The 15,744-nt window shown below is 33.9% G+C and carries 18 protein-coding genes and 1 pseudogene; 4 read left to right on the forward strand and 15 right to left on the reverse strand.

Annotated elements, in window-relative coordinates; translation table 11 throughout:
* Positions 1-170: 170 nt before the first annotated feature.
* The 6 genes and pseudogenes from DB891_RS08805 to DB891_RS08825 all read right to left on the reverse strand — a co-directional run.
* Positions 171-401, reverse strand: a pseudogene (locus DB891_RS08805) (PDDEXK nuclease domain-containing protein); the annotation flags it as partial.
* 136 nt (positions 402-537) lie between these two features.
* Positions 538-1,092: a PDDEXK nuclease domain-containing protein gene (locus tag DB891_RS08810; protein ID WP_223256075.1), complete on the reverse strand. Its 555-nt coding sequence runs from the start codon at positions 1,090-1,092 to the stop codon at positions 538-540.
* Complete coding sequence (locus DB891_RS17765; RefSeq protein ID WP_223256076.1) at positions 1,073-1,255, reverse strand: DUF1016 N-terminal domain-containing protein; 183 nt, start codon at positions 1,253-1,255, stop codon at positions 1,073-1,075. Before DB891_RS17765 ends, DB891_RS08810 begins: the two co-directional genes overlap by 20 nt.
* A gap of 41 nt (positions 1,256-1,296) precedes the next feature.
* Positions 1,297-2,292, reverse strand: coding sequence for a virulence RhuM family protein (locus DB891_RS08815; RefSeq protein ID WP_116762630.1), 996 nt, complete (start codon positions 2,290-2,292; stop codon positions 1,297-1,299).
* A gap of 192 nt (positions 2,293-2,484) precedes the next feature.
* Entirely contained in the window at positions 2,485-4,035 is a 1,551-nt protein-coding gene (locus DB891_RS08820; protein WP_116762632.1) for a pentapeptide repeat-containing protein, read from the reverse strand.
* Between the two features lie 304 nt (positions 4,036-4,339).
* A complete protein-coding gene (locus DB891_RS08825) occupies positions 4,340-5,419 on the reverse strand; it encodes an AI-2E family transporter (protein ID WP_116762634.1) in 1,080 nt (359 codons plus the stop codon).
* Between the two features lie 199 nt (positions 5,420-5,618).
* Between DB891_RS08825 and DB891_RS08830 the strand changes: the two genes are divergently transcribed.
* Complete coding sequence (locus DB891_RS08830) at positions 5,619-6,029, forward strand: OsmC family peroxiredoxin (RefSeq protein WP_116762636.1); 411 nt, start codon at positions 5,619-5,621, stop codon at positions 6,027-6,029.
* Between the two features lie 86 nt (positions 6,030-6,115).
* Here the strand turns inward: DB891_RS08830 and DB891_RS08835 are convergent, their stop codons facing one another.
* Both DB891_RS08835 and DB891_RS08840 read right to left on the reverse strand, forming a co-directional pair.
* Entirely contained in the window at positions 6,116-6,547 is a 432-nt protein-coding gene (locus DB891_RS08835) for a hypothetical protein (protein WP_116762638.1), read from the reverse strand.
* A gap of 15 nt (positions 6,548-6,562) precedes the next feature.
* Positions 6,563-7,243 (reverse strand): ArsR/SmtB family transcription factor, encoded by a 681-nt coding sequence (locus tag DB891_RS08840; RefSeq protein WP_116762641.1) that lies wholly within the window; start codon positions 7,241-7,243, stop codon positions 6,563-6,565.
* Positions 7,244-7,322: 79 nt separating this feature from the next.
* Between DB891_RS08840 and DB891_RS08845 the strand changes: the two genes are divergently transcribed.
* Positions 7,323-8,486 carry a cytochrome P450 gene (locus tag DB891_RS08845; protein WP_116762643.1) on the forward strand — a complete coding sequence of 388 codons (1,164 nt, stop codon included), beginning with the start codon at positions 7,323-7,325 and terminating at the stop codon, positions 8,484-8,486.
* Between the two features lie 11 nt (positions 8,487-8,497).
* Complete coding sequence (locus DB891_RS08850; RefSeq protein ID WP_116762645.1) at positions 8,498-8,854, forward strand: antibiotic biosynthesis monooxygenase family protein; 357 nt, start codon at positions 8,498-8,500, stop codon at positions 8,852-8,854.
* Between the two features lie 72 nt (positions 8,855-8,926).
* On the opposite strand, the gene DB891_RS08855 is transcribed toward DB891_RS08850, so the two are convergent.
* The 6 genes from DB891_RS08855 to DB891_RS08880 all read right to left on the reverse strand — a co-directional run bounded on the left by DB891_RS08855 (position 8,927) and on the right by DB891_RS08880 (position 14,120).
* Complete coding sequence (locus tag DB891_RS08855) at positions 8,927-9,481, reverse strand: hypothetical protein (protein ID WP_116762711.1); 555 nt, start codon at positions 9,479-9,481, stop codon at positions 8,927-8,929.
* A 4-nt stretch (positions 9,482-9,485) separates the two neighbouring features.
* Positions 9,486-10,373 carry a cysteine synthase CysM gene (cysM, locus tag DB891_RS08860; protein WP_116762647.1) on the reverse strand — a complete coding sequence of 296 codons (888 nt, stop codon included), beginning with the start codon at positions 10,371-10,373 and terminating at the stop codon, positions 9,486-9,488.
* Position 10,374: 1 nt separating this feature from the next.
* A complete protein-coding gene (gene epsC / locus DB891_RS08865) occupies positions 10,375-11,166 on the reverse strand; it encodes a serine O-acetyltransferase EpsC (protein WP_116762649.1) in 792 nt (263 codons plus the stop codon).
* A gap of 160 nt (positions 11,167-11,326) precedes the next feature.
* Positions 11,327-12,007, reverse strand: coding sequence for an SGNH/GDSL hydrolase family protein (locus tag DB891_RS08870; RefSeq protein WP_223256077.1), 681 nt, complete (start codon positions 12,005-12,007; stop codon positions 11,327-11,329).
* Between the two features lie 46 nt (positions 12,008-12,053).
* Entirely contained in the window at positions 12,054-12,512 is a 459-nt protein-coding gene (locus DB891_RS08875; protein WP_116762651.1) for a hypothetical protein, read from the reverse strand.
* A gap of 447 nt (positions 12,513-12,959) precedes the next feature.
* Entirely contained in the window at positions 12,960-14,120 is a 1,161-nt protein-coding gene (locus DB891_RS08880; protein WP_116762653.1) for a histidine decarboxylase, read from the reverse strand.
* Between the two features lie 151 nt (positions 14,121-14,271).
* Here DB891_RS08880 and DB891_RS08885 point away from each other — a divergent pair, with 151 nt between their 5' ends.
* Positions 14,272-14,724 carry an Lrp/AsnC family transcriptional regulator gene (locus DB891_RS08885; protein WP_116762715.1) on the forward strand — a complete coding sequence of 151 codons (453 nt, stop codon included), beginning with the start codon at positions 14,272-14,274 and terminating at the stop codon, positions 14,722-14,724.
* A gap of 55 nt (positions 14,725-14,779) precedes the next feature.
* Here the strand turns inward: DB891_RS08885 and cysK are convergent, their stop codons facing one another.
* A complete protein-coding gene (gene cysK / locus DB891_RS08890; protein ID WP_116762655.1) occupies positions 14,780-15,694 on the reverse strand; it encodes a cysteine synthase A in 915 nt (304 codons plus the stop codon).
* Positions 15,695-15,744 lie beyond the last annotated feature (50 nt).

Below are 15,744 nucleotides of genomic sequence, written 5' to 3' on the forward strand. Positions count from 1 at the left end.
GCTCTTTCCAGGCAAGTGTTATAATGCTTCCAGAACTCCGGGTTTTTCGCTGCACTCGGGGGCAGGGGAGTTGTTGGTTAGAATTGGGTTTAGGGGGAGATTTTGATGCAATTCTAATTCTTTGCGTCTTTGAGAGAACTTGAAGTGCCAATTTTTATCGTAAAAAAATCCTAAACTTCGCTATTCAATTCATCTTCTATTACTTTTCGCAATTCTTCTCTGTTAGGTAAATACAATTGGTATTTTTGAACAAACAGTTGAGACGAAACGTTGTGCATTGCATACTGAATGACCAATTCATCTTTTTCTTTTGCCAACACAATTCCGATAGGTGGGTTGTCACTTTCGGTGTTTTCCTCGTTTTCAAAATAGCCCAAATACATATTCATTTGTCCTACATTTTGATAACTCGCTTCTACGTTTTAAAGGGGCGTTTATCTTAACTAACTCAACGTATTGCGTTCAAGTCAATTGGTGCGGAACTTCCGCACTTATTGGATAAGTTAAATAAAACTGTCTAAACCGTTTTGCCGTAAATTAAATATCCGTTTCCCTTTTACTTAACTTTTCAATCTCTTTCTTCACTTCATCTATCAATTGTTGTTCGGTTGGCAAATACAATTGGTATTTACTAGCTATAATTTTCGAATTGTTCTCGGGCAATGTTATTTTTACTACTGCATCGTTTTTGTCGGTACATAACAGGATTCCAATGGTCGTATTTTCAAATTCCTGTTTTTCGTATCGGTCATAATAATTGACATACATCTGCAATTGTCCAATATCCTGATGTGTGAGTTTGGTAGTTTTTATTTCTATTAGAACAAAACATTGTAATAATCGATTAAAGAATACAAGGTCTATAAAAAATTCGTCTCCCTCTATATGAATTCGTTTTTGTCGTGCCACAAATGCAAAACCATTGCCTAGCTCTAAAATAAAATCCTGCAAATGAGTAATAATGGCAGTTTCTAAGTCTTTTTGATAGTAGGCACTTTCTCTTCTAAGTCCTAAAAATTCCAAGATCATCGGGTCTTTGATAATTTCTTTGGCATCTGTAGGGTGTTTTTCTTCACGTGCTAGCCAACACATCTTTTATATTATTGCTCAACAAAAGGCGTTCAAAAAGCTGACTATTTACCTGCCTTTCCAATTGCCTCGCTGTCCAATTATTTTTGGTCATTTCGGCTATGTAAAACTCTCTTTTATCTTCATTGTCAATGCTAATTAATGTTTTGTAATGAGTCCAATTCAATTGCGTCCGCAGTGCGGACGCAATTCAAAAAGTGTTTCCTTCTATTTGTTGTTGAGCCTCTTCAATTCCCTATCCAAATCCGACAGGTAATTTTCATCTTGTTCGACACGAAAATGTTCGTATTCCTGATGTGCTTTTTCAACTGCTTGTTCATGAGAAACAGTACCTGCATTAGGAAGTACATCCAGACTGTTGCTTTCCAAAAATTTATTGATACGGTCTAACCAATCTTTCATATTCATCAATTGATTACGACGAGCTTGAAATTCAGCTAAATCCAAAAACGCACTGACTAACAAGTTCAAATCGCCAATTTCATTTTCATTCAAATAGTTTTTGGCAACCACAACATCGCTTTTCAGGATTTTGCCTTTCGGGGCATTTTTCCAAGTAGACAATCCCATAAAATCCTTTTTTCTGTCGGCACGATTATAAACGATTTCGGCTGCGGTGTTTCCTGTAACGGCAAAGTGCAGTTTGTTTTGAACCATTTTGTAAAACAATTGTGTTTCCTCGGCATCCTTACTGTAATCGGCACTGCATTGTTCGAAAATATCGCCCAACTTCTGAAAAAAACGTCGTTCGCTGGCTCGAATTTCACGAATGCGTTCCAGTAATTCGTTGAAATAATCTTTTCCAAAAGGCTTGCCGTTTTTCAGCATCTCATCATTGAGTACAAAACCTTTTATGATGTATTCTTTCAACGTTTTTGTCGCCCAAATGCGGAATTGCGTGGCTTGTTTGGAATTGACCCGATACCCAACGGCAATTATGGCATCGAGATTGTAAAATTCCACTTGTCTTTTTACCTGCCGATTACCTTCCTGCTGAACTATTTCCATTTTGGAAATAGTTGCTTCCTTATCCAGTTCGTTTTCTTCAAAAATATTGTTTAGGTGCTTGTTTATGGCAGGCACTTCAACCCCAAAAAGTTGCGCTATCAATCTTTGCGTAAGCCAAAAATTATCCTCAAAATAAGTGACATTGATAACCACATTGCTATCCTGATTTTGGTAAAATATAATTTTGTTTTCCATAATGGTTTTAAACTTGGTTTTTTGCTTTGAATTATGCTGTTTGCTGGTTTTTTATCTCCCCTCCACAATCCCAATTTCCTCCTCAATCAACCCATATAGCTCATAAGCCGTATTATCTATTTCCTTATCGGTTTTGTCGATTTGTGTTTTTAACTCGATTGCTTTTTTCTGTTCTGGAATAAAATAATCATATTATACCTTAAATTTTCTGAATGATTGTACTGTTTCATATATACCAAAAGCAATAATTATTTTACAGCCAACAAAAGTAATTCTATAAAGAAATACCATAATTGAATAAAGACAGTATTTATCTTCAAAAGCAACTTTCAAATCTAATATGCTTTTAAAATCAGTGACAATAAAAAATTTAAACATTCCGTTTATAAAACTGTTTATATCAGACGAATCAAAACTTAATTGGCTTCCTATTAATCGACTTTCAATGAAAGTTATTGCAAAATAAGCGATGAAACCAAAACTAAGAGTAAATAAAAAAGCTCTTTTCCAATTCGTACCATATTCAGAAACGGCATTACTCAAACGTAATATGAATAAATCTCGACTCAATCTATTATTTTCTCTATTCGCTCTGCTAAGAATTTTATCTTTTGGTTTTCTATTTGTTAATTCCCTTCTATAAGCATTAAATTCATAAACTCTAAATCTGCCGTAATCTATCTTATTCTCTGTTTTTTGTAATTCTTGTTTTATAGTTCTTAGTGTTCTTTTCCATTCGGTAACATTGTCCTCTAGGTATGATTCATTTGCAACATCGTTAATTTTAATATCATCAAAGTAAGTTTTACCTAAAAAATTAGCTTCCGAAAGCCTTATTTTATTGAATATTGCTTCTATAAAAGAAGTAGAATTTTCAAAAATGCAATTGTCAATATCTAAAGAGTTAAATTCGGAATGTTTAAAACTTGTAAAACCTTTAAATTCACAATCAACAAATTTAAGTTCTGAATTCTCTAGGTTCTTACATTTTTCAAACCTTGTGATGTTTTTAAACTCACAATTTTCAAATGTTTTTTTTTCTATAAATTCAGTTTCCAAAAAAGTTGTATTCTCAAATTTGTTCTTAGAAAAACCTCTATATTTATCATCAATAGAAGAGTCATTATTTTGAAGTATAATTTTATTGAAACGAGTATTACCGGAAAAAGAATTCTCATCAAAATACAAATCACTCAAAGACGAATTATAGATTGAAAAATCATTTATAAATGAATTAGAAACTATAATTTCTTCAATATCAATATTTTCAATTATAAGAGCATTTTTTATTTCTACATTATTGAAAATAAACTGAGATTTTATTTTTGAAGAATTCTTATCATTTACAAATCTAATTAGATTTGAAATAACTTTATCTTCCTTGGATTTATCCATTTCAAAATTCAAACTTAGTAAAGACTTTATGTTCGAAAACCACAACTCTTTAAAAGAAGAATTTTTAAAACTGATACCGCAATTAAATGTACAATCTTCAAAATAAATATGTAGATTTTTTTGTATTATGTCATTGAATTCTATTTTTTCGCAATTAAAAGTACAGTTACTAATTGTTAAAAAAGTATAATTTGAATTATCATATCCGTCAGTTCCTCCACCAACTTTGTAATCGCCATAAAATTCTAAAACACAGTTTTCTAAATTAAATGTTTTATTATAAAAATCGCCAGTTGTCCATAATATGTTATGAAACTCAGCTATATTGTCAATAATATTTTCCTCCATGATTAATGCCCCTCCACATTAATCTCCTTTTTCGTCAACTGATAAACCAACCCGTCAATCTCTTTGTTAGTTTTGTAGATTTGTGTTTTTAGTTCCATTTTTTTGTAAGTATGGTTTTATCCTGAGTTTTTAAGTATTTTGTTATGACCGATTTTTGGAATAATGGCATTGCTGAAAGATTAAGATTTTAATGGCTAAAATTAGTAAAGTATAGGGAATAAACAGGAGTTGTGGTTTTTAGTTTTTAACAAATTTAGAAAGATTTTTACCACCGAAATTGCTATTGCCATTGAAATTGAAATTGTCATTTTTTTTGTTTCCCATCACTCAATAACACAGATAAAGTCTTAAGACTTTCGGTTCGATCGGCAATAAGTTTTATAATGCTAATGAATGGAATAAACAGAATCATTCCTGAAGCTCCCCAAATAATTCCGCCGGCAATAATCATAACTAGAATGGCGAGTGTATTTATCTTTAAACGACTTCCCACCGCATAGGGAAATATAATGTAAGCTTCGAGAACTTGAACCGCTGAAAAGACTGCTACAACACCCAACGGGTACCAAATAGAATTGAACGTAATCCAAGCCACTGTAATGGGTAAAAGTGAAGATATCATGATGCCAACATAAGGGATAAAGGTAAGTATAGAAGCCGTGAAGCCAAAAAGGAAAGGGTAGGGAATGCCAATAATGGCGAGCCCGATGCTATTCAGAATTCCAACGATTAAATAAACCATCAGCATCCCTTTTATGAATTTATAGTATTCATGAATGGTTTCAATGATAATTTCGTGTATCATTTCTTTTTTATTCGGCGGGAAAATTTGATAAAGAGCCTGTGTCAATAATTGACGATAGGATAGTATTATTGCCGTAAAAATGGGGATTATTAGAAGAGAAAATAGGGATTCAGAAAAGGAATAGATTGTGCTTTTAAGAAAAGGAAAAATTTGAGATCCCGAATTGTTTACTGCATTTTTAATATAGTCTAACTGTTTTTCCTCATTTACCCCAAAGTGATTGGTTAGAAATACACTCAACTGATTTAGAGATTCCTCAAGTTTTAATTCTAATGTTTGCCATTCGCTAGAAAATTGGAGTATTTGCGAGATAAGTAAATATAAAATGGCCCCAAAAAAAAGGGTAACGATAAATAAGGAAATTCCAATTGCTACACTTTTATGGATTCCTTTTTGTTCCATCCATTTGCAAACGGGATAAAGTATAAAACTGATAAGCATGGCAAAACTGAGCGGAATAAATAGTGTTTTTCCAAAATAAAGCAGCACCGATAGGAGAAAGATATATTGGAGGATTTCTAAAGCTGAAATTCTTTTTGCAATATCAGACGAAATAGGCATTTTTGGAAGTGGTACCATATTGTTTTGTTTCAACTGTTAAGGTTTAATTCAATTGCGTTTTAATAGGGTAAGAAACTGACTTACAAGATACAAAATATTATGGAAACAATATTTTATGTTCTCATTCATTATGAATTTTAGTTAAATAAATCAGTTCTCGAAATCATTTTATGCATTAAAAAAACTAAATTTGAGTAAACTAAAAAATAAGACTATTATGAAAAGAAACGCAACCGCAGTTTGGAATGGTTCACTAAAAGAAGGAGCCGGTAAATTAACAACACAAAGTAAAACTTTAGAAAATACTCAATATTCATTCAAATCCCGATTTGAGGAAGGAGTAGGTACCAATCCCGAAGAACTTGTTGCGGCAGCTCACTCTGGTTGTTTTACAATGCAACTTTCAGCTTTTATCAGTGAGACGAGTGCAGTAATAGAAAGTATAGAAACGAAATGCGATATTAATTTGGTAGAAGGAACGATAATCAGTTCTCATTTAACAGTCAATGCTAAAATAAGCGGCATTTCGAATGAAACTTTCCAAGAATTAGTTACAAAAGCGGAGAAAAATTGCCCGATTTCCAAACTACTCACCGCCGAAATTACAACCACAGCTACTTTGGTTTAAAACAATAATAAAATAACAAAAGGTTCGGTTTAATGATAAACCGAACCTTTTGCTGTTTTAGAGTATCCCTTATTTTATAGAAACAATTATCCTTTCTTCTTAATCATTTCGTAGTTGATAATCGATAAAGCGTAGAAAAAAGAATCAGCTGTAATTTTACCAACAATGATTCCAAGGAAATAATTTCCGGTTAATATGGGCATCCAATACATGCATAAAGGGCGAATGAAAAAGAAATCTAAAGCGGCTGGATAACCAAATTCAAGAAATAAATTCCGGATTAAGTACAGGATTCCCTTTAGAGTTGTTTTTTGATGCTGAAGTTTATGTCTTTTATAAGATCGGTAAATCATGATGCCATAAAACGCAAAATATTCGGCAAACGTAATTAGATACGCTGTGGTCAATGCACTAAAAATTCTGCTGAATTGTGAGGCAAGTAATGCAGCACTTGTGGCTGCAAGCTCAGAATATTTATAGCGATCAAACCACTCTTTAAAATTTGATTTATTGAACATATATTTTTTTATATTTTAGATAGTAATTCCTAAACGAGATTGAAATTCTTTTTTACCCTTTGCAGTTACAGTGAGTGCTCTTGAGTCTTTGGTTTTACGAAGCCAATTCTCGAGTAACATTTTATCGAGTAATGCCGTGGCAACTGAACCAGCCATATGAGGTCTTCTTTCACTCCAATCCAAACAAGGCCGAAGGAAAGAGCGCTTTTGTTGTTTTAAAACGGTTAATGGAATTCCAAATTCAGTAAACCATTTTTCACCTTCGGGACTTATTTCAAATCCTCCAGAGGTGTCAAGCAGTAACTGTTGTTGCAATAAACTATCTGTTAGAGCCACACCTACTTTTCCAGCTAAATGGTCATAACAAGTTCTGCAATGTTTTATACCAGAGATTTTTTCGGTTTTGGTGCTTTGGGTACTTATGGATGGTGGGACCAGACTTATCATAGCTTCAATGGCATATGCAATTTCTTTTCTGGCAAAACGGTAGTATTTATGCCTCCCCTGACTTTCTACAACCAATAAGTTTGCCTGTACTAATTTAGTTAAATGCATACTGATATTTTGTGGGGAAGTAGTAACGGCAATAGCCAACTCAGTTGCTGTAAAAGCTTTCCCTTCTAGTAAAGTCCACATTATGGTTGCCCTAGTTGGGTCACCTATAAGAGTAGCGATTTGTTTAAATTGATTTTCCATTTATAGACATCGACAGTTAAGTGCAAAATGAAGTGTTAGGAGGCAAAGGTAATTATCTTTGTAAAATAATTTAGAAACCATGACAACAACTTTATTTTTACAGTCGGAAATTCAAGATCCCTATGGTCTTTATAAAACGATGATTGCCCAGAATCCAGTTTATTGGGACAAGGAAAACCAAATTTGGGTACTCTATTCGTATGATGCCTGTGTATCAATTCTCAATAGTGATTTGGCTTACATTCCAGAGATTAATCCAAACAACGAGCAGGGTTTAAACGACAGTGCTTTAGAAATATCGAATCAGTTGGCACGGTTGAGCAATGGGATTCAGCATGATATCTCAAGGGAAGTGGCTATGCTTTTATTTTCTAATATGAATGCCGTGACCACTAACAAAATTCTAGAACAGTTACTGGAAAGGAAAGAAAATAAATCTGAATTGGATTGGGTAAATTCAGTTTGCAAACAATTGCCTGTGTTGGTGGTTTTGAAAAATTTTGGTTTTAATGATAAAGACTCCCTTTTTATTTCTGAAAACATAGAACAGCTTACCAAGATAATGCTGCCAAACAAAACTCAAATGCAGGTGGATTCTATTAATACAATTGCAAAGGAGATTTATGAAATTGCCGAAAAACACTTAGTTGCTTCAGCTTTTTATACTATTTTGGAGAAAACACTTTTTGAAAAATATCAAATAAGCACAAAAGAAATTTTGTCATTGTGTGTGTGTAACATAATTGGGTTATTTATTCAAAGTTATGATGCAGGACGAGGGCTTTTGAGTAATGCTTTGCTCCAAATACTAAATAAGAATCATTCCCTTTTGAATTTAGCGATCGAAAGAGATTGGATGCAAAGTGCGATAATAGAATCATTGAGATTTGACCCGCCTATTCATACTACTCGTAGGGTTGCTGTTGGAGATATTGTTCTGAATGATAGGGTAATCAAAAAAGGAGACAAAATAATTTTAGTACTTGCCTCTGCCAATCGGGATGTAAATCAGTTTTTAAATCCTGAAAATTTCGATCCAACACGTATCAATAATGGAGAGCATTTAACCTTTGGTATTGGCGGACATGGATGTTTGGCTAAACATTTTTCTATACAATTAGGCACAGATGCTTTACTGTATTTATTTGAGCAATATAAAAATGTCTCGCTTCTAGATGAAAATATTCAATATGAACCCTTATCGAATGCTAGGCTTCCTAAGAATATTTTAATTTCAATTTAATATAAAGAACCATGATTGCAGTAATTTTTGAAGTAATCCCTAGTGAGGGAAAAAAAGCAGAATATTTAGAAATCGCTTCCCAATTAAGGCCTGAATTGGATAGAATCGAAGGATTTATTTCTATTGAAAGGTTTCAGAGTTTGAATGATCCGGAAAAAGTTTTGTCTTTGTCATTTTGGAAAAATGAAGAAAGTATCCAACAATGGAGAAGCCTTGAAATGCACCGTTGGGCACAATCCAAAGGTAGGGATGGTATATTTAAAGACTATCACCTTCGAATAGCAGAGGTAAAACGTGATTATGGAATGTTTGATAGAAATGAAGTTCCAACTGATAGTAAAAGATTTCACTCTAGAGATCAGGAGTGATTTTATATTGATTTTAAATATAGATTCAGCAATAGAATTTGGTATTTATAATTCTTCTTGCTGAATCTGATTTTAACCCTTTTTAGGAAAAAAGTTATTTTTGGCAACGGCCAATAAAGTTATGATAAGAATAATGAAATAAATGGAAGTGAGTATACTTTTTAAAATTGAAAAGGTACTTGTAATTTGAACTTGCAATACACTAATGTTTGGGTAATCTCTCAACATGCTAATAATTCCAATGTTTTCGCCGTAATCAAAGAATCCTGAAATCAAAGGGATTAAACACAAATAGAATAAAAGACTGTCTAATTTCTTTAGCTTGTTTAGAAAATAAGCGAGTACCAAACACGAACTTATTCCAAAAAGCGCTGGATATATCAGATCTAACGGAAGTTGATGATTTAAGTACGAATCTCTACCGGACTTTCCCAAAGTATTTAAAAGTGTGTTGACATAATAAGTATCATAGCCCGTAGGCATCATATCCAAGATTTTCATGCCTCCCGAATAATGCATTACTTCGGGGATAGTAATAATGAGCATAGCGGCATATACTAGGTTGGCTAGTATAAAAAACAATAACACTTTTTTGCCGCTTATATTTTTCTGGATAAGATCTTTCATTTCTTTAATCAAATAAATCCGAAGATAAATAACGATCTCCACGATCACAGATAATAGCAACCACCACTCCCGATTCTAGTTGGTTAGCAATTTTTACCGCTACCGCTACAGATCCTCCGCTGCTCATACCTGCAAAAACGCCTTCTTCCTGCGCTAATCTTTTGGTCATTTCACGGGCTTCTTTTTCGCTGACGTCAACAGTAAGATCTACTTTTGAGGGATCAAAAATTTTAGGCAAATATTCTTCTGGCCATTTTCGAATACCGGGAATTTGAGAGCCTTCACTCGGTTGTGCACCTACGATTTGAATATTTGGGTTTTTCTCTTTCAAGTAAGTTGAGGTTCCCATAATCGTTCCCGTTGTTCCCATAGCCGATACAAAATGAGTTATGGTTCCATCGGTATCATTCCAGATTTCGGGACCTGTCGTTTTGTAGTGCGCTTTCCAGTTGTCATCATTTGCAAACTGATTCAGCATCACATAACCTCCCTCGGCCACTTTCTTATCGGCATAATCTCTAGAACCTATTATTCCCAAACTGGCTGGTGTTTGAATAACCGTTGCGCCATATGCTTGCATGGTTTGCGTGCGCTCAATGGTAGAATCTTCGGGTAATACCAATTCGATTTCTATATTGAATAATTGGGCTATCATAGCCAAGGCAATTCCAGTATTACCACTCGTTGCTTCAATTAATTTATCCCCTTTTTTGATGTCGCCTCTTTCAATAGCCGATGCAATCATATTGTAGGCAGCACGGTCTTTTACACTACCTCCAGGATTGTCTCCTTCGAGTTTTAATAAAAGTTTTACATTTTTATTTTTAATCAATCGGGTTGTTTCTACCAATGGGGTATTCCCGATTAATTCTACTAATTTATAGGTCTTCATATTAGTGTTTCTCTTTTATTTTAACTTCGGTTGTAGTGGTATTCAATACAATTGAATCTGCAGGAATTGATTTGGTTACCCATGAATTCCCCCCTACAATGCTATTTTCACCAATGATTGTTGTACCGCCCAAAATCGTGGCATTGGCATAAAGGCAAACATTTTTCTCTACAGTAGGATGTCTTTTGGAGTTTTTCATGTCTTTACTCACGCTTAAGGCACCCAATGTTACTCCTTGGTATATTTTTACGTTCTTTTCGATAACGGTGGTTTCGCCAATTACGATTCCGGTAGCGTGGTCAATAAAGAAAGGTGAGTCAATGGTAGCACCTGCGTGAATATCTGTACCCGTAATACGATGGGCATATTCGCTCATTAGTCTTGAGAAAAGCAATAAATCGAGCAGATACAACTCATGGCTTAATCTATAAATAGCAATGGCATAAAAGCCAGGATAAGCTAGATAGATCTCCTCAATTCCGTTCGATGCTGGATCATTTTCTAAAGTATAGGCAGCGTCTTTATTCAAATTTTCGAGTACGGATGGGAGTTTTTCCAGAAAATGATCCCAAGCATATTCACATGAATCTTGTGGTTTTTTACAGGCAATAGAAGCTATTTCTTTAAATTGTTTTTCTAACTCATCGATACTTTCGTTTAGCGGTGCATTAGAATCAAATAAAGTATAAAATAATTTCTCGGTAAAAGCTTCTGTTTTGGTCTTGATGCTATAATTTATAGAAAAATGACTTTTTAAAGCGCTAATATTGTGGACAATCAGATCTTTGGTCATGATTATGAAATTGAATTGTTATTTTAAAGGGATAAAAGTAAGGTGTTTTTCAGAAAAAATAACAACGATTGAACAAAGAATTGGGTTAATTGCTCTTGAAACAAATTGGTTTAAAAAGATATAACATAATTGTGATTTTTTCGGAATTATATCACACAACTTATAAATTACTAATAACTGTTCCTATTATAGATCCCATCACACGATAGCCTTCTTTGTTAGGATGCACGCCATCTTGAGAATAAATAGATTTTAGTCCTTTTCGATCATCTACCATAGTCGAATAATAATCAACATAAGCAATGTTATTGGCTTTAGCATATTTTATAATCATTTTATTGAGTGCTGCAATTTTTTCAGCGGGTTCAAGACCGGACTTCCAAGGGTAATCATAAGCAGGAAGAACAGAACAAAGTACCACTTTTATATCATTTGCTTTAGCCAATTCGCACATAGAAATGAGATTTCCTAGAATCATTTCGAGTGTCGCAGGACCCGTGTTTCCTGCAATGTCATTGGTTCCTGCCAAAATCACGACAATTTTGGGTTTCAATTCAATAACATCAGTTCTAAAACGCAGTAGCATTTGTGGGGTAGTTTGACCGCTTATTCCCCGATTGATATAGGTTTTTCCAATAAAAAAATCAGGATAAATGGTTCCCCAGCCTTCGGTAATGGAATCGCCAAAATACACTACTCTTTTTTCTCCCGATGCAGGAGGAGCGAGGAGTATATTTTCGTTTTTGTATTTGTTTAAATTTGCCCAGTCTTGTGCTTTTGCTTTTCCCGCCATAATGATTGTCAACAGTAGTATTAGGTATCTAGAATTTAATTTTCCCATTTTGGTTGTTAGTTTTGAAAATGCGATTATTAAACTTAAATATACCTTAATTCTTTACACGTTTGTATTTTTCGGTGATTATTCGGTCAACGCCTAGTTTTTCTACTTTCTCAATGCCTTGCTGTGTTAAAGTGTCGTTTTTTATAGAAATTTTAAATTCAAATTTATTGTTTTCCCATTCTCTGTAAATGAAGTATTCTAAATATTCGGTGTAGGTGTCATTGATTAAAGTGTATTTTCCAGCTCCAGCCGTGAATTTCGGATTAGCTTCTTTGCCCATTGTTAAGTCATGTTGAAAAAAGGAAAAGTGAGTTGGATTAATTATTTTTATCATTTTTGTTTTCAGATTAAAAGTAGAAAAAGTAGAATCTTTATCTTTTGTTGTTGCCGAAATGAGTTCCCAAGTTCCAATAATTGGTGAATTACTTTGTTGGGTTTTATTTTGGTTAATACTGCACGAATAACTGATTAGGGTAATAAAAAATAGCGATACTTTGGTTTTCATTTTTAGGTTTAATTATTGAAAATTATAAAAAAAACTAAAATACAATTTATTTCTCCATTTTAGATTTGTTCCAAAATGTTTTCTTTCAAGAATAGAAAATCAATAAATTAAAAGGCCCAAATTAACAAAGGGATACAAGGAAATAAAATTGCTGAAATTGTGGAAAGTAAAAATGCTTTTCTAATTAAAGGATGCAATTTAGATACAGATTTTACATTTGAGTGATTGTGAATTGTAGAAGCAAAGTAATATCAATTAATCCTGTAAATTTGGGTTGTTTATGTATTTTTTGTAGGAATTATAAATGTAAAATTTGCAGATACAGGAGTAATTAAAATAAAGCCACAGATTACTTCGCTTATTCAGAATCGCTCGGGTCATGGATTAAAAAAAAATAAAAAATCCGTGGATCGAAGTCCGGTGAAGTCTATTCTGTGGCAATACTTTTTAAAAACTAAATTCTACAATTTCTTCTTGTTTTTCAACAGAATTTTCTATGTCATTAATGAATAGATCAATTTGTTCCTTGGTAACATTGGGCATACAAATAATATGCGAAATATCGCCTTCGGTGGCCAATTGCCATTTTGATTTTACTTCCTCTGTTGTTTTAGGAAAAACAACCGTTATAGCATTTGGATTTCTCCATGCTGCAATGCCTATGCTTTTTAATCTTTGTTCACAGTATTCGGCTACTTCCAAACTGTGCAAATAGCGTTTTTTTAAACCTTGGACTCCAAGTTTTTTGATGGCATACCATAAAAACAACGGACAATGACCGTTTCTTGATCCTGTAATCGTGGTGTCTAATGAGCCAATGTATGAAATTCCTTTCGAGATGCGGTCTCTGTTAGAACGCTTCGTGATGATAACTCCTGTCGGAATAGGTGAACCTATAAATTTATGGCCGCTAATAGAAATACTATCGGCACCATCTTTGAAATCAAAAGGAAATCGAGGTTCCATAAAAGCACCGTAACTGCCTGATAAGGCCGCGTCACAATGGATGTAGCTGTCTTGTATGGCCAATCCTTTCAGAATATCTCTAATTTTTGAAACATCGTCTTTGGCTTCTTTCATTGTTGTACCAAAGGTGGTAAGCACAATAGCCGGCTTATGACGATTCATTTTTAAAGTATTTTCAAAATCGACATAATCGATTTCTCCATTTTCTTGGGATCGAATAACAATACTTGGAATGTTAAGCAAATGAATGTTTTTGCGCACACTGTAATGAGTAGATTCCGAATAATATACCATTGCTTTTGGGTATAATTCACGAGCTAAATACAAGCCGTATAAATTACTTTCGGATCCCCCATTGGTTACGTAACCCCAATAATCTTTTGGATTGGCACGGAATAATTTGGCAAAAAAACCAACGACCTCTCTTTCGAGTTCGTGAGTCTGTACTTTGTAGGTGCAGTCTTCAAAAGGATCTCCCAAATTATTGATGGGATATTTCAAAAAATGGTTGATTTCTGAATAGTCAAAATCTTTTGATACTGGATAACCCAAGAAATTATCTCTTGCATTTTCTATAAATTGATTCAAATCGAATAAGCGTTGATTGTCTTGTTCGGATAATGATTTTGAAATGGGTATCATAATATTTAAATTTCTGCAAATGTAATTTTTAAGATTTAAAATCCTTTATATGAATCTATATTCAAAATATAATTCTAATTTTGTTCCTTAATACAGTTTTTTAGTATTGATTTTAATGTTTACTTTTTTAAAACCATATAATTTTTCTGAAATGGATGCTATCGACAAAAAAATTTTGATGCTTTTGCAACAAGATGCAAAACTAAATACGAAAGAAATAGCCGAAAAAGTGGGTTTATCTGTTTCTCCCACGTTTGAAAGAATAAAGAAACTGGAACAAAAACAGTACATCAAGAAATATGTTGCTATGCTAGATGCTACCAAAATAGGGAAATCGATAAGCGTGTATTGTCAAGTGACTTTGGCGGTACATTCCAGAGAATTGATCGATGATTTTAAACAGCACATTCTTGCATTACCCGAAATTATGGGATGTTATCACGTTTCTGGAAATTATGATTTTTTATTGAAAGTGGCAGTCAATGATATGAATGAGTATCAAAAGTTTGTTATTGATAAATTATCGGTTATAAAAGGGATATCAAATGTGCAAAGCTCTTTTGTAATGGAAGAAATAAAAAATGACTTTGCTTATAATTTATAAAATAAAAAAACCGACTTGCTTTCACAAATCGGTTGGTTTTAGGGAATTTATGTTTTTATTCAAATAAGCCTTCAATACTTAAATAGCGTTCTCCGGTGTCGTAGCAAAAAGTCAGTATTTTGGCATCTGAAGGGATCTCTTTTAGTTTTTTGGCAACTGCCGCCAAGGAAGCTCCCGAAGAAATTCCTAGAAGAATACCTTCTTCTTTGGCGGCTCTTTGGGTATATTCAAATGCTTCATCTTTGCTTACTTGTATGACACCATCAAGAATTCCAGTATGTAAATTGGTTGGGATAAAACCGGCTCCAATACCTTGAATAGGGTGGGGTGAAGGAGCTCCTCCGCTAATAACTGGAGAGGCTTCGGGTTCTACGGCAAAAACTTTTAGGTTCGGGAAATGTTGTTTTAATATTTCGGCACAACCTGTAATGTGTCCACCAGTTCCAACTCCTGTAATCAGATAGTCGATGCCATTTGGGAAGGCTTTTACGATTTCTTGTGCGGTAGTGGTTTTGTGAATGTCTATATTAGCGGGGTTGTCAAACTGTAGCGGTGACCAAGCTTGTGGAATTTCGGTTGTTAATTCTTGGGCCTTTTCTAGAGCCCCTTTCATCCCTTTTTCGCGTGGGGTAAGGACAAATTCGGCTCCATAAATACTCATTAATCGGCGTCTTTCTACCGACATGGATTCTGGCATGACCAGGATTAATCGGTAGCCTTTTACTGCTGCGACCATAGCAAGCCCAATACCAGTATTTCCAGAGGTAGCCTCAATTATGGTACTGTCTTTCTGTAGCAATCCTTTTTGTTCTGCATCCTCTATCATCGACAAAGCGATTCTGTCTTTGATGCTGGCGCCTGGGTTTGCTCTTTCAAGTTTTACCCAAACATTTGTATCGGGACCAAATAATTTATTGATTTTAACATGAGGCGTATTGCCAATAGTTTCTAGTATATTGTTGTGTAGCATTTTTTTTTAATTTTAGTTGGTAGTAAATATACTTCACATTTAGGGATTTA

The sequence above is a fragment of the Flavobacterium laiguense genome (assembly GCF_003097655.1).
GTDB classification, from domain to species: domain Bacteria; phylum Bacteroidota; class Bacteroidia; order Flavobacteriales; family Flavobacteriaceae; genus Flavobacterium; species Flavobacterium laiguense.

Excerpts from the sequence above, each read along its gene's own strand:
- DB891_RS08810 (WP_223256075.1), bottom strand. The coding sequence starts at position 1,092 with ATGTGTTGGCTAGCACGTGAAGAAAAACACCCTACAGATGCCAAAGAA.
- DB891_RS08815 (WP_116762630.1), bottom strand. The coding sequence starts at position 2,292 with ATGGAAAACAAAATTATATTTTACCAAAATCAGGATAGCAATGTGGTT.
- DB891_RS08820 (WP_116762632.1), bottom strand. The coding sequence starts at position 4,035 with ATGGAGGAAAATATTATTGACAATATAGCTGAGTTTCATAACATATTA.
- DB891_RS08825 (WP_116762634.1), bottom strand. The coding sequence starts at position 5,419 with ATGGTACCACTTCCAAAAATGCCTATTTCGTCTGATATTGCAAAAAGA.
- DB891_RS08830 (WP_116762636.1), top strand. The coding sequence starts at position 5,619 with ATGAAAAGAAACGCAACCGCAGTTTGGAATGGTTCACTAAAAGAAGGA.
- DB891_RS08835 (WP_116762638.1), bottom strand. The coding sequence starts at position 6,547 with ATGTTCAATAAATCAAATTTTAAAGAGTGGTTTGATCGCTATAAATAT.
- DB891_RS08840 (WP_116762641.1), bottom strand. The coding sequence starts at position 7,243 with ATGGAAAATCAATTTAAACAAATCGCTACTCTTATAGGTGACCCAACT.
- DB891_RS08845 (WP_116762643.1), top strand. The coding sequence starts at position 7,323 with ATGACAACAACTTTATTTTTACAGTCGGAAATTCAAGATCCCTATGGT.
- DB891_RS08850 (WP_116762645.1), top strand. The coding sequence starts at position 8,498 with ATGATTGCAGTAATTTTTGAAGTAATCCCTAGTGAGGGAAAAAAAGCA.
- DB891_RS08855 (WP_116762711.1), bottom strand. The coding sequence starts at position 9,481 with ATGAAAGATCTTATCCAGAAAAATATAAGCGGCAAAAAAGTGTTATTG.
- cysM (WP_116762647.1), bottom strand. The coding sequence starts at position 10,373 with ATGAAGACCTATAAATTAGTAGAATTAATCGGGAATACCCCATTGGTA.
- epsC (WP_116762649.1), bottom strand. The coding sequence starts at position 11,166 with ATGACCAAAGATCTGATTGTCCACAATATTAGCGCTTTAAAAAGTCAT.
- DB891_RS08870 (WP_223256077.1), bottom strand. The coding sequence starts at position 12,007 with ATGGGAAAATTAAATTCTAGATACCTAATACTACTGTTGACAATCATT.
- DB891_RS08875 (WP_116762651.1), bottom strand. The coding sequence starts at position 12,512 with ATGAAAACCAAAGTATCGCTATTTTTTATTACCCTAATCAGTTATTCG.
- DB891_RS08880 (WP_116762653.1), bottom strand. The coding sequence starts at position 14,120 with ATGATACCCATTTCAAAATCATTATCCGAACAAGACAATCAACGCTTA.
- DB891_RS08885 (WP_116762715.1), top strand. The coding sequence starts at position 14,272 with ATGGATGCTATCGACAAAAAAATTTTGATGCTTTTGCAACAAGATGCA.
- cysK (WP_116762655.1), bottom strand. The coding sequence starts at position 15,694 with ATGCTACACAACAATATACTAGAAACTATTGGCAATACGCCTCATGTT.